Here is a 20,926-nt window from a genome sequence, read left to right on the forward strand (position 1 = left end):
TTGGCGTATGAACATGCATAAAGCTAGCAAAAGCCTCTCTGGGACACCCAAGACACCGTCAAAAACCCCTCTATTTTAACTTAATTGAGGATTTTCGATAATCTTATAAAAAAGTGCGGAAGTCAGGAAACACAAGGCCCTTTAGCTCGATTTTGTCTTTGGTGAACGACACCATTTCAAAAGTGATATAGTTTTCTTTTGTTTCCCAACCCACCAGTTCAGGCGTAAAGTGCTTGAGACGGAGGCCTGTTTTGTTCAGCACCATAAACTCGTAGAAGTTGAGGCTGCCATCGGCATTGTGGTGGCGGTACACGCCCATCATGGTGCCGTCAGCTGAGGGTGGTGACCATATTTCTTCCGAGGTGCCGCCAAAGCCATCGCCCGTCCATCGGCCAGCCAGCCAGGCGTAGTCGTTGATGTTGAAAGGTGCAGGTTCATTGCCTGCGGAAACGTAAGGCGTGAGAAAGAAAAGGCAGATGATCGTTGTGATAGTTGTTTTCATACATTGTTCCTTTAGAGGTTCTAGGGTATAGACAGACTCAAGTGCTGACAATGGACAATTATCTCATTTTTTCTCTACTCCAGACAGGGAATCTCCTCTTTAGTAAAGGGAGGTGCTATGGCGTAGCCGTCGATGCCTTCAGCAAGATCAAAATCATGGAACTGGTAATTGGGAGTGTAGAGAACGGTGTCCCAATAGCTCGTCAATGGATCGGTTGCTCTCAAGTCGCCGGTAGACTCCATCCACTGCTGCAGGTCAGCCTGCAGGCTGCTCATGGTCGATCGGTACTCCGGGTCAAGTGCCAGATTGTGCAGTTGGAAGGGATCTTTTTTGATGTCGTAGAGTTCTTCTGGCTGCCGCTTCGCAAAGGTCAGGTTGAAATAGTCCGGTCTGGTTTCTGCAGTTTTGCCTTCCATGGCCATTATCAGGTATTTGGTGATGGAGTTGTCTACATCGCCATATTGCCCCACCGACTGATAGGTGGTGGGGTCGCCAGCTGGCCACCTGTCGGGCATGAAGTTTTTGATGTAAAGGTATTGCTCCGTTCTCACACTGCGGCTGGGGTAGCTGAGGTCGCCAACCCGCACGTTGGCATGGCGTTCTCTTTCCGAAAACCCCCGACTTCTGTCTTTGCTGTCAGTGCCAGCTAAAAGTGGCCACAAGCTGCTGCCCGAGGTGAACATGCTGGCGTCTAACCCAGCAGCTTCCACGAAAGTAGGCGCAAAATCCACAGCGTTTGTGAACTCAGTGACCACTGTGCCCTCGGCTATTTTGGAGGGAAAGCGCATCGCTAAGGGCATGTGAGCGCCATATTCATACAAGTTTGCTTTGCCCCTGGGAAAGGGCATCCCATTGTCGCTGGTCATCACCACAATGGTATTGTCGAGCTCACCGGCTTCCTCCAGCATTCTGAGGATACGGCCACTTTCTCTGTCGAAGCGCTCCACCTCGAAGTAGTAGTCGAGAATGTCGTTCCTCACGCAGGGTAGGTCGGGCAGAAAAGCCGGCACAATGACGTCGTCCAGCGACATGCCGGTTTGTATGCCTGTGTTGGGTACGTAGTCCCGGTGCGGATCTGTGCTGCCAAACCAAAAAGAGAACGGCGTGCCAGCAGGCTTCTGAGCAAAGAATTCCTCAAAGGAGGCAAAATCTTTTCCGGCTGGGTTGTCGGTATAGCCGCCTGCTTTGAAGTCGCCGGGCCCCCAGCCTTTCCTTGTTTTACCCGTGAAATAGCCATTCTCATCCAGAATCGTGACCCAGTTCGCAAACTTCTTTGGAAACACCGACCATAAGTTGCCAGCCGACTCCAGCTGGTGCGGAAAGCGACCTGTTAAGATCGCCGCTCTGGATGGCGAGCAGCTGGGCGCTGCCGTATAAGCATTTTGAAACAAGGCACCTTCCCTGGCAATGCGGTCGAAGGTAGGTGTGCGCACCACGGGATCTCCATAAATGCCAGCATGTGGAAACGACCAGTCGTCGGCAATCAGGAAGAGGACGTTGGGTTGATTGACGGCAGACGCCTCTTTGGCGGGCTGCGAATCAGGTGTGCAGCCAATGGCGAGGAAGACGATTGAAAGGGCGGTGAGAATGGATTGTTTCACGTAATTACCTAGGTTATAAGTTCAAGTAGATAGATTTAGTGTTGGAAAAGGTACTGATGCCAAAACAATAAAAACCGTCATTCAGAGCCTCCGGGCAGGGAGTGCGGGAGCCAGGCGTAGGAATCTCCCCGGGGGACTCCGACGCAATTTTCCAACCCTCAGATGCCGGGCGAAAATAGCTCAGAGTGACGTGAAGCGGTTTTTATCGTTTTGGCATCCCAACGAATTGGCATCCCAAACCCACTTGAAGGTATAAAAAATCCCTCTACCTGCCATCCTGTACTTCCCTACTTCCTCTTATTATTCTTAAACTTATCCCCCCGGGTCTTCGGCTTCGTGTATTTCAGTACGATTTCCCTCTTGTACGAGCCGCCCAGGTTAACCTTCTTGTTCTTAGCTATCTTCTCATGGAAGCTTGGCCCTGCCAGGTCTTTTTTGGCATTGCGGTGCGGGTTCTTGTTGTCACCGCTTTTGGCCCTTTCTTCGGGCAATAGCTGGTGCGAAATTTCAATGCCTTCCGGCATCTCCACCTGGGCAATTTCATGCAGCATCAGCACCTCAATGGCCAGCTTGTGTTCTTCCTCTCTGTCGGTGAAGAAAAGGATGGCGTTGCCTTTTTCTTCCATCCGTCCGGTACGGCCAATGCGGTGGATATAGTTTTCCGGGAAGTTGGGCGTGTCAAAGCTCACCACATGGCTGACCGTGGCCAGGTCCAACCCACGTGCCATCACGTCGGTGGCGATAAGGATGCGGTTTCTGCCGCTATCGAAGTCTTCAATGGCGTTGATGCGATTGTTCTGCGACTTATCGGTATGGATGATGCCCATTTCCGGTGCATAAGGATCTTCCAGCAGGTCGTAGAGGAGGTCTGCGTTCTTTTTGCCGGTAACGAACACCAGCACTTTCTGGAAGGTGTCTTTGTCCCGCAGCAGGTGACTTAGCAGGTTCGCTTTGGTGTGGAAGTTGGGCACCCGGTAGGCCGTTTGCTCGATGGTTTCGAGGCGGGCACCGCTGATGGCAATAGATATTTTGACCGGAGCAATGAAGCTGTCGTTGATGAGCTCCTCCACGTCGTCGGTCATGGTGGCGGAGAACATGATGTTTTGACGGCGCTCGGGGATGAGCTCAAACATGTTGGTAAGCTGAAAACGGAAGCCCAGGTCGAGCATCACATCCACTTCGTCGATCACCAGCTTCTTAATTTCTTTGAGCTGCACTGCCTTGCTGATGGCCAGGTCGTAGATGCGGCCGGGGGTGGCCACCAGGATGTCCATGCCCTGGGCTACAGCCAGCGCCTGTGTTTTGATATTGGTGCCGCCGTATACGCCCATCACCCGAACATTCATGTATTTGGCGTAGGTGTTTACCTGCTCCACCACCTGCAACACCAGTTCCCTGGTGGGCACCAGTATAAGGATGCGGGGATGTACCTGCTTCGAAAACTTCAGTTCCCGAAGTAGGGGTAGCATATAGGCCAGGGTTTTGCCCGTACCGGTTTGTGCAATGCCCACCACATTCTTGCCCGAGAGGACGACAGGAAACGACTTCTCCTGAATGGGGGTAGGCTGGGTAAAGCCCAGGTCATCAAGGGCATTGAGGAGGGGATTGGACAGGTTGAGTTCTCTGAAGGAATTCATGGGTTGTGCGACTTATCAAACGAACTGCAAAAGTCGGGAGTATTGGCGAGGTAAAAAAATGGGGGAGGTGGTGTGCGGGTCACAGACCCTATGATATGGCTTCGGTTTCTCCGAGCAGATTGCAAATTAAACGAGTGGACTTCTCTACATTTTAACCGTCAATTAAGTCCTTAAAACTAAAGTTTACATTAAACCTTTTTTCCTTTGACTCATTTAACACTTCCTGCTTCAGTGCTTCAAAATCAACAGAACTGAAGTTTAAAGAATATTTTAAAGTGTTAAGATTCGACTCTAAGAACTTACAATTTTTATAGCCTAATTTATTGATCAGATAATGAATGCTCACGCAGGTTCTTTTTGGACATCGCAGACCAAAATTGACCTCGACTAGGGCAGACATATCAAAAGCTACACTTTTACTTCTTTCCATTATGAATCTGATTTCCTTTTCATATTTCCAGTTGGTAGATTTTCGAAGAATTGTCCTTGCAATCGAATGATTGATGTCATTTATATCAAATACATATGGGTTGTCGTCATAGTCCACTTCATCAAATTGTAGGTATTTTTTTTTGAGAAGTTCATAGTCAAATCCTAGTGCTACCCCCTTATGACTGTCCGTATAATGGCTCCATAGTAAGAGCTCATGTTTTGTCCTGCTGAAACAGCAAATCCCATAGTAATTGAGAATTTGGTTAAAGCAATCAATATAACGTTGGGTATATGTGTGAGGGTCTTTTTTGAATGCCTTTAAGTGTTTTAACCGATCTTCTTCCTTGTCATGTAGCGTATTGATATGGGTTTCAAAACTTTCGATTGGAATCTCCTCTCCGACGGTTAGATGACAGTCATACGGGTCATTAAACTGTTTAATTGAAGAAAAATATAGCTGGTTACTTATTATGGTGTCGAACAGATACTCATTTGTTCTAAAGAATTTATAAATGACTTCGCCCATGTCGTTTAATGTCTTTGTTATAAAATTTGGAATTGTGCCTTATTTGACCAAAATCTGATTCCCATAGGCTATTTCCATAAGAAAACTTTCGGTAGTAAGGCAGAAAGATCCAAGAGACCCTCCCTCCAGTTTGATGATTTTTTCCGGAGAGATTTCTAAGGTTAAAGCACTTTTAAAATCGTAGCCAAACACCTCACCTAAGAACGTTTTTGAAGTGAACTCAAAGCAGATAGGATATTTTAACCTCCATACTTTTTCTACCTGCTCTTGAAATGTTGGGCCAATAATATCCTTGATGAATCCTGGGTAAGAATCCTTTAGTACCTTTTTGTCATTTTCTGCTACATCGGCAAAGGTGTCGAACGAGGGAATCAATTGACTCAAGTTGTAAAATCTACTGACAGAATTATACATTAGATAGCACCCGACTCTGAAATTTTTCCGGGTCTGAGTAAAGTGCATTAGCAGTTTGTATGTCTGTGTTATGACTTTGTTTCTCGTGAGGTGAGCACGATCAAAATTGAAGCCTCCAGCCCAATATTTGCATAAATCTTCTTGACTCATCAGTCTTTAATTTGTCTGTTAACTACCATTGATAAGTGTGTATATGAGGTCAAAGACGCCATAATAGGGTTTTTGGACTAAGAATCCCAATTAAGGGAGCACGCCGACATTTAAAGTAATTGATTCGTGACCATGCTAAATAAGGTGGTTTTCAGTTCAAGCTTCCACCAACCGCTATCTAAATTTCCACGATTTCAATTGAAGGCTATTCCGACTTCTGTTAAAGCCTCAATTTAAAGGGAACAGGGAGAGCACGCCAATCCCTTCCTCATTTTAAGCCTGAAAATATTGTGAAAATACCTTATTTATAAATAAATTTGTAAATAATACCTTTATAATGCTCTTATTTATGAAAAAATAGACAACTAGTATGGCTTTGAGCTCTGTATCGGAGAAGCAGATCATTGAACGCCTCAAGTTTGAGAACCCATGGTGGGTTACCGGGGCGATCGAGGATTTCTATAACGAGATGCCCAGGAGGCTGTATTTCGGCCTGTTCAAAACGCTGGCCTACGAAACGGAGGTGCGCAGGGCCCTGATATTGATGGGGCCACGGCGGGTGGGCAAAACAGTCATGCTGTATCATACCGTGCAGGATTTGATTGCTTCAGGTGTTCCCGCCGATAAGATCATCTTTATTACGGTGGAAAGCCCTGTTTATCTAGATGTAGGGCTGGAGCAAATGCTGCAGTACGCCATGACGGCAGCTGGCCAGGAAGAGCTGTCTGGTCTTTATGTGTTCTTCGATGAGGTTCAATACCTGAAAAACTGGGAGGTTCACCTTAAGTCGCTGGTCGATAGCTATAGGACATGCAAATTCATAGCGTCGGGCTCAGCGGCAGCGGCATTAAAGTACAAGAGCTTGGAAAGCGGGGCGGGCCGGTTTACCGATTTCCTGCTTCCGCCGCTCACCTTCAATGAGTACATCCATTTGAAAGGGCTGGAAAATTTAATCAGGCCTTCAAAAGTAGACTGGCGGGGGGCTGATATCGACTTCTATTCTACCACCCATATTGAGGAGCTCAATAAACATTTTATTGACTACATGAATTTTGGAGGCTATCCGGAAGTCATTTTTTCTGAGAAGATTCAAGCCAATCCGGGTCGGTTTATCAGGCAGGATGTGATCGACAAGGTGCTGCTGAGGGATTTGCCAAGTTTGTATGGCATTCGGGATGTGCAGGAGTTGAATTCACTGTTTACCACCATTGCGTACAATACTGGCAACGAGTTTTCGCTGGAGACGCTGAGCAAAGAATCGGGAGGCGTGAAGAAGCAAACGATCAAGACCTATATCGAGTATTTGGAGTCGGCGTTTTTGATCAAGACGGTCAAAAGGGTGGGCCAGGATGCCAAGAGGTTTCAGCGGGATAACTTTTTCAAGATGTATCTCACCAACCCATCCCTTCGGGCGGCTTTGTTCTCGCCGATGTCCGCCACCGACGATATGATTGGCAACATGGTGGAAACGGCGATTTATGCCCAATGGATGCACCGTGATTGGTTCACTCCCTGGTATGCCAGGTGGCAAAATGGGGAAGTGGATTTGGTTGCTCTGTCGGAGGCTAAGTTTGAGCCGCTGTGGGCGCTGGAGGTGAAGTGGTCGAACAGGTACTTCGAAAAGCCCAGAGCCTTGAAAAGTCTGCTGAAGTTCAGTGCCGAAAACGGCCTGAAACATGTGCTGGTGACCACCATCGATAAGGAAGGAAGCAAAGAGGTTGACGGAGTTAATCTGCACTATTTTCCGGCAGCTACTTATGCTTATACCGTTGGCAAGAATACTTTGAAAATGAAGGGTGGATAAAATCGGGCGCTCTTGGATTTGAAGGGCTACGACGAGATTCCAACCTGGTTGGGGTGTTTTGGTCGGGTCACAGACCCTATGATAGACCTTCGGAATTTCAAATTCCGAAGAGCGGGTGCATGTTAATTTCTCTTCACCTCGTACCACAGCTCCACCATGCCATTCTTATAAGTCGTCACGTCCTTGAGGTGCAGGGGCTGCTCTATGCCGATGTAGTCAAAGAACAGGAGCCCTGCTCCCAATAGCATAGATTTCACGGTTACTATAATTTCGTAAACCAGCCTGGCCCGGAGGAAGTCTTTGGCAACAGTAGTGCCGCCCACTACCCAAATGTTTTTATAGCGAGGTTTCAGTTGATCAGTCACCAGCTTTTCGATATCTCCCGCATGGAATTTTACATTTACCCGTGCAGACATCATCGGTCGACTGGTCAGTACCATTACCGGTTTGTGGCCATAAGGCCAGCCCAATGCCAGGGCGTGTTCATAGGTTTTGGAGCCCATTACATAGCAGTCGATGCCTTCGAGAAAAGTTGTTATTTGGTCGTCGGTTAGGTCGATACCCTTTTCATATGTATCAGGCGTTTCAATCCACGACACGTCGTTGTCTTTTCTCGCAATAAAGCCGTCGAGGCTGGAGACCATGTGTAGGGTGACTTTGGACGGGGTGGTGGTCATTACTTTCTATTTGGCCTTTAGCCGTATCACATAAATGGAGTCTGTGGAGAAAATATGAATACTGTTGCCGCTAAGGGTAAAGCCAGCATTAAAAAGCTCTTCAGCACTCATCGTGCTGAGCGAATCGACGGTTTCCTGGTCAAGTTTGCCCTCGTACATATAGGGAAGGCCATTGCCCAGCTGGCGTGACTTAGTCAAAACTGTGGAGGATTTCGCTTGCAGCGTCCGCTTCATGTCGTGCGTGGTTGTGAGGAGCTTGGTGAGCGTGAGTGAGGTGCTGCTCAGTTCAGTCAGCGAAAATATTCCCCCGAAGTTAAGCTTGTCCTGATCGGCCGTGTCGTCAAACGTATGCTCGATATACTTGTCGTCGATCACTTTCCAACTGCCGAAGGATCCATTGTAAAAAAACTTTCCGTTGGGATAATAGCTCAGCGAAACATTCATTGGCGAGGGAAGTGTGTGGCCTTTGTTCTCGGTAGCATCTTCAAATACCCTCCAGTAGCCACCGGTCAAAGTAACTAAAGCCTGATCGTTGAGCATGATGGCGTCAGGGTTACTGAGTTCAAAGCTCTTAGGCTGAGCAATAGCGGAACTCAACAAAAGATAACAGGCGGCAGAGAAAAAATACTTTACAGCTTTCATGACATAGCGGGTAAGTTGCAAAAATGCCAATGCTAACGGTTCATCCGCCAGTTGGCTTTCATGTAACTAAAATAAACATTCTTTGCGCTCGGGTTTCATTTTTCCGGCAAAATCTGTCCAGCGCAGTGACTGGCGAAGACACCGACGCCGTCAGGAAGAAATAGAAATGCAGATAAGTTGATGTGCGGGGAAGCCACAAGTATATTTAAAAGAACACCAATACCGTCGCCGGGATGTTTTTCAAGCGGTGGTCTAACTTACGCTGATCACCACATTTTCCTTTTTGCCAGCCAAAGACCATTGAAAGGTCCCATTTTCCGCAAATCATGAACAGAGAAAATAATTCCCACAATTAGTTTCTATCATTTTCGTGTTTCGGGTTTGTCTCTTACATTTGCCATTATTTGTAATAAGTCTAAATAATAATAAGGTAAATCAAGGATGGCGAGGCTGGTACTTATATGGATGATATCTTGTTATGCGCAGGTCGTGTTGGGCCAGGCGTCGGAAGGTAATGCTACCATCACTGGCAAGGTCACTTCTACCGTTGGCGAAAAGCTGATCGGGGCTAGTGTGCTGTTGAAAGGGACTACCGCAGGTACTATTACAAGTGTGGATGGTAGTTTCGAAATCGTCAATATTCCTGCTGGCACCTACGTGCTTCAGGCCCATCTGTTAGGGTTTGAGGGGTTTGAAAAGGAGGTAAGATTGGCCGCAGATCAACGCCTGAAGTTCGACATCCTCCTTGAGGAAGTAAGCTTTGAGCTTGATAACGTAGAAGTAGTAGGCAAATCGGAAAGTACCGAAGTTCGTGAGCTGCCCTATGCCGTGTCGGTAATAAATACGAAAAATTTATACAACAGCACTTCCAATGCCAAAGAGGTGCTCAACCGTGTGCCGGGCGTGAGGGCCAGGGAAGATGGTGGTGTTGGCTCCAACCTAAGCTTTACACTCAATGGATTTTCGGGCGACCAGGTAAAGTTCTTCCTGGACGGTATCCCTATGGACAACTATGGCTCCTCTCTTAGCCTGAATAACATCCCCGTCAATACCATCGAGCGCATAGAGGTTTACAAAGGCGTGGTGCCAGTGTGGCTTGGTACCGATGCACTTGGTGGTGCGGTGAACATCGTATCGAACAAGCGCCACAACTTTATAGATGCGTCTTATTCCCTGGGATCATTCAATACACATTTGGTATCGCTGAATGGGGCCTATACGCATCCGCAAAGTGGCTTTACCGTTAGGGGAAATGCCAATATCAACTACTCCGACAACAGCTACAAAGTGTGGGTTCCCATCAAAGAGGGAAACAATATTGTAGATTCTGCCAATGTGCGAAGGTTTCACGACCAGTACCGCTCCGGTACGGTGAAGCTGGAAACCGGGGTTGTCAATAAACCTTATGCCGACAACCTGCTGTTGGGAATGATGGTGGCGGGCAACGACAAGGAAGTGCAAACCGGAGCCACTATGAACAGCGTGTATGGCGGCATCGTAAGAAACAGTCAGTCGGTGATTCCTTCTTTGAAATACAGCAAAGAGAACCTGTTGATAAACGGCTTTAACCTGAGTGTGAACAGCGCTTTTAACGCTACAAAAAGCCAGGTGGTCGACACACTGAGGGGAGTGACTTACAACTGGCTGGGCGAGGCGATCTATACTCCCAATTCCAACGATGGAGAGTTGTCCCGCACTTTTACCACGCTGACCGACGGTGAGTTCAACAGTCAGGTCAACGCCGGCTATACCATCAATACCAGGCATTCGCTGGCCTTTAACCGTTCTTTTTCTCATTTCGAAAGGGAGGTGTTTGACAAGGAAAACCCTGATAGGATTGAGAACCAATTCCCCAAATCCATCAACAAGCAGGTGATGGGGCTGGCTTACAAATTCGACGCCAGCGAAAAGTGGAGTACGACATTATTTGGCAAGGCGTATTTGCTGCATGCTGCCACAAGCAAACAGTTTGACTTTGGGCTACCGACCCAGCGGACCGAGGCCACTGAAAGCAAAAAACAAAACCTGGGCTATGGGATGGCCAGTACTTATTTCTTAGTGCCCCGGTTACAAATGAAAGTTTCCTACGAACACACCTACCGCATGCCCTGGGCCACCGAGATTTTCGGTGATGGTCTGTTTGTACAGCCTAATCCCGACCTGGGTCCGGAGCAGAGCGACAACCTGAACCTGGGAGCTGCCTACCAGTTCACAGTTAAGCGCCATCACCAGCTCATGCTTGAGAGCAGCTTCGTTTATCGGGAGTCGAAGGACCTGATCTACCAGGTGGTGAGAGTGGCCAGCCCGGAAACGTATTACGAGAACCTGGCCCAAACGAAGGTGGTCGGTATGGAAGGCAGCGTGAGCTACCAGTGGAAAAAGCTGTTGAGGGTGGGTGGAAATGTCACCTTTCAGGACATCACCGACCAGGCCGATTCGGTGTACAATGAGTCTTACACCAACACAGGCTACCAAAGGAATTTCCAAAAGGGATACAGGCTCCCCAACACTCCTTACTTTTTTGGTCATGCCCATGCTGGTTTAACATTTCAAAACGTGACAGGCAAGGGGTCTTCTTTGAATGCGAATTACTATTTCAATTTCGTTCAGAAGTATTTCCTGAGCTGGGCTGAGCTGGGCTCGATGGACACAAAGAAAATTATTCCGCAACAGGCTTCCCACGATGTGGAGCTGTCTTTAAGTCTCAGAGAGAGCAAATACAATATTTCGCTGGAATGCCGGAATCTGGCCAATGCCAGGCTGTACGACAAATACTATTTGCAGAAACCGGGAAGGGCATTCTACCTGAAACTCAGGTATACACTTTAATCAATTTCAACAAACACAAATAATCAAAACAAGTGGATATGTTTTCTAAAAATCAATTCAAGTTATGGGCTATGCCGGCGCTGATCTTATGTGCGGCCATTTTCTTCACAGGATGCGGTGGGTCGGACGATCCCGAACCGGAAGAAACAGAGAGCCCGTTTGTGGTATCGCTGGCGATTCAGGGCAGCGACAATGGATTCACTTACTATTCTGTGCCTTTCAGCGACGTAATGACAGGCTCACTTTCGGCCGTAGGCCAGGGCATTGAGCAGCCAGGCTACTACGACTTTACCCAAATTGGCAGCACCATCTACAGCATTGGTGGCCTTGACGATGTGAATGTAGTGGGCATCTCGAAAAATGAAGATGGCTCTTTGGAACAGGTTGGCGATATTTCCTTTGTTAACAGCCTGTCGGACATAATCAAAGCGGACGATAATACTTTGGTGGCCCTGGAGCTTTCGGCAGCTTCTGATCAGGTAAAATTCCATACCATTGACATCAATTCGGTAACTGTGAAATCAACCGTATCACGTCCTGTGTCCGACCTGGTTTCCGAGTATTCCGCTGCCTACGGGGGCATGAGAATCAGTGGTGACTTTCTGTACCTGGCGTACTATGTCAGCGACCCGACTACCTACAACACGCCTTCTACCGAGCAAGCGGAAGTAGCAGTGTATTCTTACCCAGGCTTCGAGTTTCAGAAAATAATGACCGACTCAAGGGTTGGGCCTATTGGCGGTTTCAACGTAAAGGCAGGTTTGATCAAAGACGAAAAAGGAGATGTGTACGCTTTGTCGCATTCTAATCCTGCCAATGGCTATAGCCAAACAACGAAGAGCGCAGGTATCCTTAAAATCGAGAAAGGATCGACAGCCTTCGACGAGGAGTACTTTCTTGACATTGAGGAGCTGACTGACGGCAAAACCACTGCCCACCTCATGTACCTTGGCGATGGCAAGGCTTTCGCCGAAATCAATATGACAGATCGTGCTGACCAGGCAAGATGGTCTGACGGCCCTCTGCAGTCGGCGGTGATCGACCTTTACGCTAAAACCGTCACCTACATCAGCGGAGTGCCTGAGCATGCAGGGCAGGGTCGCCGACTGGCAGCCGTGCACGATGGTGATTTTGTATACATGTGTGTTCCGGAGGACACGGGCATCTTCGTGTACAAAATGGATGTAAAAAACTTCACGGCTACCAAAGGCGCTGAAGTAGAAGCCAACTTCGTCGCTGGATTCTTCAAACTATAATATTTGAACTGCAAACCACCGGTCTGCCCACCAGGCCGGTGGTTGTTACTGATCTGACTGTCGATGAAAAACAAGAAAGGCAAGGCTAAAAACAAAAGTACCATCCGCCGGCTTAACGATTGGCTTCACCTCTGGCTGGGGCTAGTTTCCGGGATTATTGTTTTGGTGGTGAGCCTTACCGGGTGCATCTATGTTTTTCAGCAAGACATTAAAGATGCGCTGGAACCATGGCGTTTTGTAGAGACGCAGGATCAACCTTATGTTCCTCCCAGTCAGCTGCTCGACACCGCACAGGCCTATACGCCAGGTGCAAAGCCTACAGGCTTGACCTATGCTACCAGAGAGGGCGCTGCGGCAGTTGGTTTTTCCTCTTTTGAAGAGGGAAAGCGCAGCTTTACTGTCGTTTTTATGAACCCCTATTCGGCTGCGTTTCTAAAAAAGCAGCAAACCATTGGCAACGGGCAGTTTGATTTTTTTCGATTTATCATCGATGGGCACCGGGCACTCTGGCTGCCCTATGAGATTGGCCGACCGATTGTTGGCGTTGCCACTTTGGTCTTTCTGGTTTTGCTCGTGACTGGTCTGGTCATGTGGTGGCCTAAAAACAGAAAGAAGGCAGAAATGAAAAAGGGGCTCACGATAAGATGGAATGCAAGTTTTAAGCGGGTTAACTACGACTTACACAATGTGGTGGGCTTCTACAGCCTGATATTGGCACTGGTGCTGGGCATCACAGGCCTGGTGTACAGCTTTGAGTGGTTTGCCGATGGACTCTATTATGTGACATCGGGAGGAGAGAGCCGACCCGAGCACAGTCACCCTCACTCCGATGTATCGAAGGCTGGCCTCGTACAACATAATGATAGCATTTCACCATTAGATCGAGCCTGGTACAAAGCCGTGGCGCTGGAGCCTGATGCACAGGGGTGGTATATGACACCTATCCTTCGTGATGAAGACGATGCGATTGAGCTAATTGCCTATCAGGATGAAGGATCATTCTATAACCAAAACACCTACTACTACGATCGGTATACGCTGGAGCCTTACCGCATGCAGGGAGACAGATTTGTGGAAGCAGGCTTTGCCGATCAGCTGGCTATGCTGAACTACGATATGCACGTGGGGGTGGCATTGGGTTTGCCCGGAAAAATACTGGCTTTCTTTGTTAGTTTGATTTGTGCGAGCTTGCCAGTCACCGGGTTTATGGTGTGGTTGAACAAAAAGAAGAAATCGAAAAAGCGGGAAAAGGTTCGGCTTTAGCCAATATACGACCAAGCAAAAAAATGAAGAGTTTGCAAACGGTTGGGTTCAAAAGAAAAAAGAAGAGGCTGTCTCAAAAGTCCAGTTAGCTACTTACGATGTCACATTGAGCCTGTCGAAATGCACATTAGTGCTGTTAACAAGGTTTCGACAAGCTCAACCTGACATCCATTGAGGACTTTTGAGACAACCTCTTCTTTTTAGGTCTTTTTGATGTCTGCTATTTATCTACTTTGATCGAATTTTTGTCAATAACATCCCCTTTGGCATCAAGCTCCACCACTTCGTAGCCTAGCTGCTCCAGCTTTTCCCGGTTGGTGGCGCCGTCGCCAACAACGAGGATATAAATACTGTCGTCGTCGAGGTATTTTTTTGCCAGCTTATTGATCTCATCTTTCGAAATGGTATTGATGATCTTGGTTTGCTGATCGACATAGCTCTTGTCGAGGTTGTAATGAGCGATTGTCCGCAAGAAGCCCGCCTTCTGACCCGGTGTTTCATAGCTTCTGGCGTCACGCTGCCCTACGGAGTTTCTCATAAAGGCAAGTTCATCGTCGGTAATGCCTTTTTCCCGATAGTCAGTGATCTCTTTCATAAATTCCACCACGGCACTGTCGGTAGCTGTTGCCAACACCCCCGCATAGGCCTGATAGGGCCCCGGGTCTTCTGTAGAACTGAAATAAGCACCGGCACCATACGTCCAGCCCTTGTCTTCTCTCAAGTTCAGGTTGATGCGGCTGTTGAAAGCGCCTCCCAGCGGATAGTTCATCAGGTACGATTTGAAGTAATCACCAGTAGCGTCGTATTTCAGGTCGGTCATATAGCCCACCCGAATCTGTGATTGCGGTGCATTGGGCTTGTCCACCAGATAAATCCTGGTTTTGTCGCCCGGTTTGGCCGGTGGAAGTGTGGGTAGCGCCACTTTTTTGTTGGGCCAACTTTTCAGGAAGCCCAACTTTGGCAGAATCTCCTTTTGATCAACATCTCCTACAATCACCAGCTCGCCCAGGTTGGGAGAGTAGTACTTGTCGTAGAAAGCCTTCACATCGTCAAGTGTAATGTTGGCGACCGTTTCCTCTATCCCGGATGTTGGCACTGAATAAATATGCTCGTCGCCGTATAGCAACCGGTCAAACACCTGGCCCGCAATGGCTGAGGGATCCTTCTGACTGGCAATGATGCCTTCCATTTGTTGCTTGATCACCCTGTCAAAGTCTACTTGCTGGAAGCCTGGTCGCAGGAGTTTTTCCTCCGCAAGTTGTAGCGTTTTGTCGAGGTTCTTCTTCAGTGTGTTGATACTGACTACTGTTGAAGTCCGGTTGGCATAAATATTAATGCTGCTGCCAATTTTCCGCAGCTCTTCCTGCATGGCTTCGGCTGAATAGTTTTGCGTTGACTCATCCATCATGGAAGCCGTGATCTGAGCCAACCCGCTTTTCTTGGGGTCGGCCGCATCGAACTTGTGGCCACCTACCAGCGTCAACTGAATAGCAACGGTAGGAATCTCATTGCTTTTTGTTCCAATCACCTTAATGCCATTATCGAATTTGGTTTCCCAGAACTCAGGCACCTTTACGAGCGGGCTTGGGCCAGAAACAGGTCTTTTGCTTCTATCGAAAGGCTCATTGGTGGGTTTCTTGTAAGTAAGACCGGTGTAGTCTGTTTTTGGAAATGCGCTGACGCCACTTGTTGGCTTCTCAAAATTGTCGGGCTTGGCAGGAGCCGTTTCAGCATTTGGCAGATAACTGAGGATAACGCCTGGCTTGTTGTAGATGTACTTGTTGAATACCCGCATCACATCGTCGGCCGTAATGTCAAGGTAGCGCTGCAGGTCTTTTTTGACCAGATTGGGGTTGCCGAATGCATACTGGTACCTCGACAGCTGTGATACCTTTCCGCTCACGCTGGCCAGGCCGTTGATGGTGCTCGACTCCTGGTTGGCTTTGAATTTCTTCAGATCGTCTTCGCTTACACCATTTTTGGCGAATTCGTCCAGTATCTGGCGCATTTCAGTTTCAAAGCCGGAGAGCGTCTGCCCGGGGTAGGGCAGCACAAACATCGTAAACTCGCCTGAAAGCTCTGCCGCCGGATGGAACACCGACGCCTGAATGGCTTTCTGGGTCAATACAAATTTTTTGAAGAAGTAAGAACTTTGACCGGTTCCTAAAATCTCCGAAAGGCAATCAAGCGCTGCCTCATCAGGGTGCATATTGGGCACAGTAGGGTAGGTGAACATCAACGCCGGGAAGCGGATGTTGTTGTCGACATGCGAGATGTAACGGTCGGCGGGAATCACCGGGGCATCCAGCTTCATTTTTGCTACTTCCGGCCCTCTCGGAATACTCCCGAAATACTTTTCAACAAGGGTAATCACCTTTTTCGGATCAACGTCTCCCCCAACAGTAAGGGAAGCATTGTTGGGGCCGTACCACCGCAGGAAGAAGTTCTTCAGGTCATCTAAATTGGCCCGGTCGAGGTCTTCAAGCAATCCAATGGTCGACCAGGAATAAGGGTGGCCGTAGGGATACACCGCTGCAATGGTTGTTTCGTTCCACATGCCATAAGGGGCATTGAGCACACCCTGACCTTTTTCATTCTTCACGGTTGCCCGCTGCACTTCAAATTTTTTGGTTGTCACCGCATCGAGGAAGAAGCCCATCCTGTCAGCTTCCAGCCAAAGCATGGTTTCCAGCTGGTTGCTGGGTGCGGTTTCAAAATAGTTGGTTCGGTCACGGTTGGTGGTCCCGTTCAGCGTGCCACCCGATTCGGTCACAATTTTGAAATGTTCTTCATCGGCAACATTGTCGGAGCCCTGGAACATCATGTGTTCGAAGAAGTGTGCAAACCCAGATTTGTTGAGTTCCTCCCGGGCCGACCCCACATGGTAGGTTACGTCGACATGCACCAGCGGATCGGAATGATCTTCGTGAATGATCAGCGTCAGGCCATTAGCCAGCTCGTATTTTTCATAGGGTATTACCAGCTCATCACCGGTTTTGGTTACTTTTTCGATGAGCTTGGTTTGTGATTGAGAGGTCAATGCCATCGAAATGGCAAGACAGAGCAGTAGCAGTTTTTTCATTGGAACATGGATCAGTTAAAAAGTAATATTTGAGTCTTTAACGTTTGGTTACTGAAAAGTAGTGTTGCGGATATAATTTAGTACAAAACGGTGGTTCTAATAAGCTTTCGAAAGCAAAATAACCTGAATCAGGCTTTTATTGGACTTTCGGCTTATGTTTTTCTGTATGAAGGTGATTCTTTGATGCCATCGTGACATGTGATGGCTGGCAGAGGCGTGTTGCACACTTCTGTCGATGCCTTAATTTGAAACCAGCAGATAATTGGTACTTCTCCCGCCACCTTCAGCTTTCTGTAGTATCTGTTTTGCTACCAAATCCTGTATGTCACGCAGCGCCGTGTCAGCGGAACACCCGGTTATCTTCGCCCACTTCGAAGTGGTGAGGTTGCCTTCGAAGCCGTCCATCAATTTTTCGAGCATGAGCTTCTGGCGTTCGTTGTCTATCAGGAGCGCATGCTTGCTCCAGAAGGTATGCTTGAATATAACCGCATCTAACACATCGTACGATGCATTGAGCGAGTTGAGCAGGCAGTTTAAAAACCAGTCGAGCCAGCTAGTGATGTCCACATCCCCCTGCTGGGTTTTTTCAAGTATGTCGTAATAAGCTTTTCGCTCCTTCCTTATCTGCGCCGACATGCTGTAAAACCTTTGGGGCATGCCGTCGGCCCTGGCCAGCAGCATATCGGCGATAGCCCTGGCTATTCTGCCGTTGCCGTCCTCAAAAGGGTGTATAGTAACGAACCATAAGTGGGCTATAGCGGCTTTCACAACCAGGTCATTGCTGTCGTTTTCGTTGAGCCAAAGCAGGAACCTGTCCATTTCTTCATCGACGTGCCTGGCCGGTGGCGCTTCAAAGTGTACTTTTTCCTTTCCCAATGCACCTGATACCACCTGCATGGGGCCGGTAGAATCGTCTCGCCAGTTGCCCACGAGCACTTTGTACATGCCGCTTCTGCCAGTTGGGAACAGGGAGCTGTGCCAGGCGAATAGTCTGTCTTTTGTCAAAGGGGCGTTGTATTGCTGGGTGGCGTCCAGCATCATATCGACTACACCGTCTACATCCCTGTCGGAGGGGACGAGTCCGGATATGTCCATGCCTAAGCGACGAGCCACCGAAGAACGCACCTGCTGCGGATTCAGGATATGCCCTTCTATTTCGGTAGATTTCAGCACGTCGAGCGTGAGCGTTTCCAGCACGGCTTCGTTTTGCAGCACAAACCCAAGAGATTCCATTTTGCCTACCAGCTTTCCTTGCAAGTGGCGCACCCTGCCTAATAGCGGTGTGAGCTGCTCCTGCCTCCATTCAAAGGCTGGCCAGCTTGCTTTCTGATAGATGTATGGTAGTAATCTCCGCATAATGTGCGGTAAATATATGACTTAATCTCCGCATCCTGAAATAAATCCCGCATATTATGCGGAGAATAGAAAAGCTATTCGCCGCAGTGGTGCCCACAGCGAAAGCTGGTGGCGCCAGCTACAAGAGATTCAGCCACCCGTAGCATGAGACACAAAAGTTTGGATTGGCCGAAGGAGGCTGTATGACCAGCCTGGCTAATGCGATCTTTCTTTTCAGTAAAACAGCTGAAACTTTTGTAGTCTTTCGCTGCCTAGTCACTAGCCAGTCGTGCCACCAACCTGGCAGGGGCCATCGTTGTGGGCACGACTTGCGGGACTACTCATCTCCCCAAAAGATCGACGTGAAATAAGTTGCGAAATGTTATTTCTTCTTTTTCTCTCTGGCCTTATCCAGGTTTTCCTCTACCCTGAACTTTACAATTTGGGCAATGAGATCCAACGGCAAGGGCTTATCGATGGGAAACTGAACCGAGCCTTTGGCGCCTTTGTAGCCTGCCAGCTCTTTTTTGAAAGCTTCAATACCGGAAGGGGTGGGGTAAAAGCCGATGTGTTTATCGTAGGCGGCGTAATATACCAGCATGCCCTCAAGCATGAAGGCTGGCATGTTGTAGCTGATCTTCTCTATTGCCTGGGGGGCTGCTTTTTTGATCGTTGCCCTCAGGCCTTCCATCAGTTGCTGCGTTTTTTCAGGAAATGCGGCGAAGTATTCTTCAACGGTTTTGAATTTGTGAGAAGGTGCTGCTTCCATGGTGTTTTACTTTTTTGAGGTAGACTGGACTCTTTGGTTGTTTTCCTTTAGTCTGAATGCTACCAGTTGCGCAATCAGCTCTAACGGCATTGGTTGGTTTAATGGAAACTGGGCTGTCGACTTTTCAGTAGTAAAGGGAGCTATTGCTTTTTGGAAAGCCTGGTCTCCAGCAGGTACCGGATACATACCAATGTGTTTTTTCCAGGCGGCGTACGATACGAGAAAGCCATTTTGCTTAAAGGCCGGCATATTGTAGCTGATCAGCTCTTCTGCCTGGGGTGCAGCTTGCTTAATTGTTTGCCTCAAGGCTGTTAAAGTCGACTGCACTTCTTCAGGAAAAGTACCGATATACTCATCGACTGATTTGAATTTTGCTCCCATTACCTAATGTTTTTGTAGTATCCGACGTAACAAAAATACCTTTATCCTCATAAATTCCTCCGGTGCAGAAGCGGCAATTGGAGGGGTGGTTTGCGGCAGGTATATCCGGCTGAGGTACGTTCATCTACATGTCGTGCCACCAACCCGGCAAGGGCCTTCGTTGTGGGCACGACTTGCAGTGGTGCCCACAGCCATAGCTGGTGGCACCACCTAATCAGAGAGTCGGCTGCTTGTAGTCATTCATCATTTAGACAAACTTTCAATTTCCTCATTGCACTGCTTGCGAAGCGCTGCCAGTATTTTCTGCGACGCCTTGTCTTGTACCAGGTTTTTTGTTTCCCACGGATCGTTGACAAGGTCGTAAAGTTCTTCAGAATCTGGAATATCCCTGTACCTGAAGTACTTGTATTTTTCGGTTCGTATGCCCTCACTGGCAGCGATAGGCTTAAAGTTCCAGAGGTGTTCGCAAAGGAAGGCGTCTCGTCTTGGTACAGCCATTTTCGTTTTTTTGGTGTGGCCGGTGAGGCTCATTCCCTGATAAGACGCTGGAATTTTGGCCTGAGCAAAATCAAGGATGGTAGGGGCAATGTCTACATTCAGGGCCATGTCCTCTACGGTCTTGTTGCCAACGCCTGATGGGTCATAGATTATGAGCGGCACACGCAGCGATGGCTCATACATCAGCCATTTGCCAGCCAGCTGACGTTCGCCAAGAAAGTAGCCGTTGTCGCCCATGAGGATGATGACTGTATTTTTATCAACTCCTTTTGCTTCCAGCGCTGTTCGTATTTTGGCGATGGCTCGGTCTATCCCGCTGATCATCCGGTAGTAGCCCTTTACCATTTGCTGGTATTTTTCCGGGCTATCGAACCGCCAGTTCCAGCGGGCTCGGTTGAAGCCTTCTCGCACAGGCAACGGCAGCTTCATGAAGTAGCTGTCGTCGGCCATGGCCGGGCCTGGGATAGTCACATTTTTGTACAGGCTATCTACTTCCTGCGGCCAGAAATACTGCTGCGGTGAGCTATCGTCGGCATGCGGCGCATGGAAGCTAATGGAAAGGCAAAACGGCTTGCCTTCTGGCGCATTTTCGATAAAATCGATGGCGTTATCCCTGATCACGTCGGTGGTGTGTTTGTGCCTGGTGCCTTCTTCTACCAGCCTGAAGTAGGCCCCAACGGGCTCAGGCTTGTATACATCGAAAAGGCTCGTGTCTCTTTTGTTTTCAAAATTGACGCCCATTTTGCCCAAAAATCCGCTGTAGTAGCCCTCACTTTTCAGTAGGGATGGATAACTGTTGTCAGTGAATTCGTTTTTGACCGGAGGCTGCTGAAAGGTGTAATTATGTTTCCTTTCATAAAGCCCTGTAATGATGGTGGCCCGGCTGGCGGCGCAAATGGGGGTGGTGACGAAGGCATTTTTGAAGTACACCCCCTCCCTGGCCAGCTTGTCCATTTCCGGTGTTTGAATAATTGTGTTGCCTGCATAACCCAGGGCGTCCCAACGCTGGTCGTCGGTGAGAATGAAAACGATGTTGGGTTTGGCACTTTGGCCATAAACGTAACCAGATAAACAAAGGAGAAGGAGGGTCAGGAGGTTTTTTGACGTCATGGGAGGATCGTTTTTAGC

General features: G+C 48.4%; 16 protein-coding genes. 4 read left to right on the forward strand and 12 right to left on the reverse strand.

Translation table 11 applies throughout. The annotated features are described in order from the left end of the window. Positions 1-103: 103 nt before the first annotated feature. From GC130_RS22330 to GC130_RS22350, 5 genes are all read right to left on the reverse strand, one after another. A complete protein-coding gene (locus GC130_RS22330; RefSeq protein WP_152000586.1) occupies positions 104-502 on the reverse strand; it encodes a DUF6265 family protein in 399 nt (132 codons plus the stop codon). Between the two features lie 74 nt (positions 503-576). Then, positions 577-2,103 (reverse strand): sulfatase, encoded by a 1,527-nt coding sequence (locus GC130_RS22335; protein ID WP_226940578.1) that lies wholly within the window; start codon positions 2,101-2,103, stop codon positions 577-579. Between the two features lie 287 nt (positions 2,104-2,390). Further along, entirely contained in the window at positions 2,391-3,740 is a 1,350-nt protein-coding gene (locus tag GC130_RS22340; RefSeq protein WP_152000587.1) for a DEAD/DEAH box helicase, read from the reverse strand. A 151-nt stretch (positions 3,741-3,891) separates the two neighbouring features. Then, positions 3,892-4,698, reverse strand: a complete 807-nt coding sequence (locus tag GC130_RS22345) for a DUF2971 domain-containing protein (RefSeq protein ID WP_152000588.1) — start codon at positions 4,696-4,698, stop codon at positions 3,892-3,894. A gap of 39 nt (positions 4,699-4,737) precedes the next feature. Then, positions 4,738-5,082: a hypothetical protein gene (locus GC130_RS22350; RefSeq protein WP_152000589.1), complete on the reverse strand. Its 345-nt coding sequence runs from the start codon at positions 5,080-5,082 to the stop codon at positions 4,738-4,740. A 550-nt stretch (positions 5,083-5,632) separates the two neighbouring features. On the opposite strand from GC130_RS22350, the gene GC130_RS22355 reads away from it, so the two are divergent. Continuing rightward, positions 5,633-7,066: an ATP-binding protein gene (locus GC130_RS22355; protein ID WP_152000590.1), complete on the forward strand. Its 1,434-nt coding sequence runs from the start codon at positions 5,633-5,635 to the stop codon at positions 7,064-7,066. 122 nt (positions 7,067-7,188) lie between these two features. Here the strand turns inward: GC130_RS22355 and GC130_RS22360 are convergent, their stop codons facing one another. Together GC130_RS22360 and GC130_RS22365 are read right to left on the reverse strand one after the other, a co-directional pair. Next, positions 7,189-7,743, reverse strand: a complete 555-nt coding sequence (locus GC130_RS22360) for a dihydrofolate reductase family protein (protein ID WP_226940579.1) — start codon at positions 7,741-7,743, stop codon at positions 7,189-7,191. A gap of 6 nt (positions 7,744-7,749) precedes the next feature. Then, entirely contained in the window at positions 7,750-8,385 is a 636-nt protein-coding gene (locus tag GC130_RS22365) for a hypothetical protein (protein ID WP_152000591.1), read from the reverse strand. Positions 8,386-8,826: 441 nt separating this feature from the next. Here GC130_RS22365 and GC130_RS22370 point away from each other — a divergent pair, with 441 nt between their 5' ends. From GC130_RS22370 to GC130_RS22380, 3 genes are all read left to right on the forward strand, one after another. Continuing rightward, positions 8,827-11,214 carry a TonB-dependent receptor gene (locus tag GC130_RS22370; RefSeq protein WP_226940580.1) on the forward strand — a complete coding sequence of 796 codons (2,388 nt, stop codon included), beginning with the start codon at positions 8,827-8,829 and terminating at the stop codon, positions 11,212-11,214. Positions 11,215-11,252: 38 nt separating this feature from the next. After that, the gene (locus tag GC130_RS22375) at positions 11,253-12,470 is read left to right on the forward strand and encodes a DUF4374 domain-containing protein (protein ID WP_152000592.1); all 1,218 of its coding nucleotides are present in this window, start codon (positions 11,253-11,255) and stop codon (positions 12,468-12,470) included. Between the two features lie 63 nt (positions 12,471-12,533). After that, entirely contained in the window at positions 12,534-13,733 is a 1,200-nt protein-coding gene (locus GC130_RS22380; protein ID WP_152000593.1) for a PepSY domain-containing protein, read from the forward strand. Positions 13,734-13,953: 220 nt separating this feature from the next. Here the strand turns inward: GC130_RS22380 and GC130_RS22385 are convergent, their stop codons facing one another. The 5 genes from GC130_RS22385 to GC130_RS22405 all read right to left on the reverse strand — a co-directional run bounded on the left by GC130_RS22385 (position 13,954) and on the right by GC130_RS22405 (position 20,908). Further along, positions 13,954-16,815, reverse strand: coding sequence for a pitrilysin family protein (locus GC130_RS22385; RefSeq protein ID WP_152000594.1), 2,862 nt, complete (start codon positions 16,813-16,815; stop codon positions 13,954-13,956). Positions 16,816-17,055: 240 nt separating this feature from the next. Next, complete coding sequence (locus GC130_RS22390) at positions 17,056-18,171, reverse strand: Fic family protein (protein ID WP_152000595.1); 1,116 nt, start codon at positions 18,169-18,171, stop codon at positions 17,056-17,058. A 361-nt stretch (positions 18,172-18,532) separates the two neighbouring features. Beyond that, positions 18,533-18,919, reverse strand: a complete 387-nt coding sequence (locus GC130_RS22395; RefSeq protein WP_152000596.1) for an iron chaperone — start codon at positions 18,917-18,919, stop codon at positions 18,533-18,535. 6 nt (positions 18,920-18,925) lie between these two features. Next, entirely contained in the window at positions 18,926-19,300 is a 375-nt protein-coding gene (locus GC130_RS22400; protein ID WP_152000597.1) for an iron chaperone, read from the reverse strand. A 243-nt stretch (positions 19,301-19,543) separates the two neighbouring features. Beyond that, positions 19,544-20,908 carry a sulfatase gene (locus GC130_RS22405; protein ID WP_152000598.1) on the reverse strand — a complete coding sequence of 455 codons (1,365 nt, stop codon included), beginning with the start codon at positions 20,906-20,908 and terminating at the stop codon, positions 19,544-19,546. Positions 20,909-20,926: the final 18 nt, after the last annotated feature.

Origin of the sequence: Imperialibacter sp. EC-SDR9, assembly GCF_902498805.1 — a bacterium.
Lineage (GTDB): Bacteria > Bacteroidota > Bacteroidia > Cytophagales > Cyclobacteriaceae > Imperialibacter.

Excerpts from the sequence above, each read along its gene's own strand:
- GC130_RS22355 (WP_152000590.1), top strand. The coding sequence starts at position 5,633 with ATGGCTTTGAGCTCTGTATCGGAGAAGCAGATCATTGAACGCCTCAAG.
- GC130_RS22370 (WP_226940580.1), top strand. The coding sequence starts at position 8,827 with ATGGCGAGGCTGGTACTTATATGGATGATATCTTGTTATGCGCAGGTC.
- GC130_RS22360 (WP_226940579.1), bottom strand. The coding sequence starts at position 7,743 with ATGACCACCACCCCGTCCAAAGTCACCCTACACATGGTCTCCAGCCTC.
- GC130_RS22330 (WP_152000586.1), bottom strand. The coding sequence starts at position 502 with ATGAAAACAACTATCACAACGATCATCTGCCTTTTCTTTCTCACGCCT.
- GC130_RS22375 (WP_152000592.1), top strand. The coding sequence starts at position 11,253 with ATGTTTTCTAAAAATCAATTCAAGTTATGGGCTATGCCGGCGCTGATC.
- GC130_RS22365 (WP_152000591.1), bottom strand. The coding sequence starts at position 8,385 with ATGAAAGCTGTAAAGTATTTTTTCTCTGCCGCCTGTTATCTTTTGTTG.
- GC130_RS22340 (WP_152000587.1), bottom strand. The coding sequence starts at position 3,740 with ATGAATTCCTTCAGAGAACTCAACCTGTCCAATCCCCTCCTCAATGCC.
- GC130_RS22390 (WP_152000595.1), bottom strand. The coding sequence starts at position 18,171 with ATGCGGAGATTACTACCATACATCTATCAGAAAGCAAGCTGGCCAGCC.
- GC130_RS22395 (WP_152000596.1), bottom strand. The coding sequence starts at position 18,919 with ATGGAAGCAGCACCTTCTCACAAATTCAAAACCGTTGAAGAATACTTC.
- GC130_RS22345 (WP_152000588.1), bottom strand. The coding sequence starts at position 4,698 with ATGGGCGAAGTCATTTATAAATTCTTTAGAACAAATGAGTATCTGTTC.
- GC130_RS22405 (WP_152000598.1), bottom strand. The coding sequence starts at position 20,908 with ATGACGTCAAAAAACCTCCTGACCCTCCTTCTCCTTTGTTTATCTGGT.
- GC130_RS22385 (WP_152000594.1), bottom strand. The coding sequence starts at position 16,815 with ATGAAAAAACTGCTACTGCTCTGTCTTGCCATTTCGATGGCATTGACC.
- GC130_RS22400 (WP_152000597.1), bottom strand. The coding sequence starts at position 19,300 with ATGGGAGCAAAATTCAAATCAGTCGATGAGTATATCGGTACTTTTCCT.
- GC130_RS22380 (WP_152000593.1), top strand. The coding sequence starts at position 12,534 with ATGAAAAACAAGAAAGGCAAGGCTAAAAACAAAAGTACCATCCGCCGG.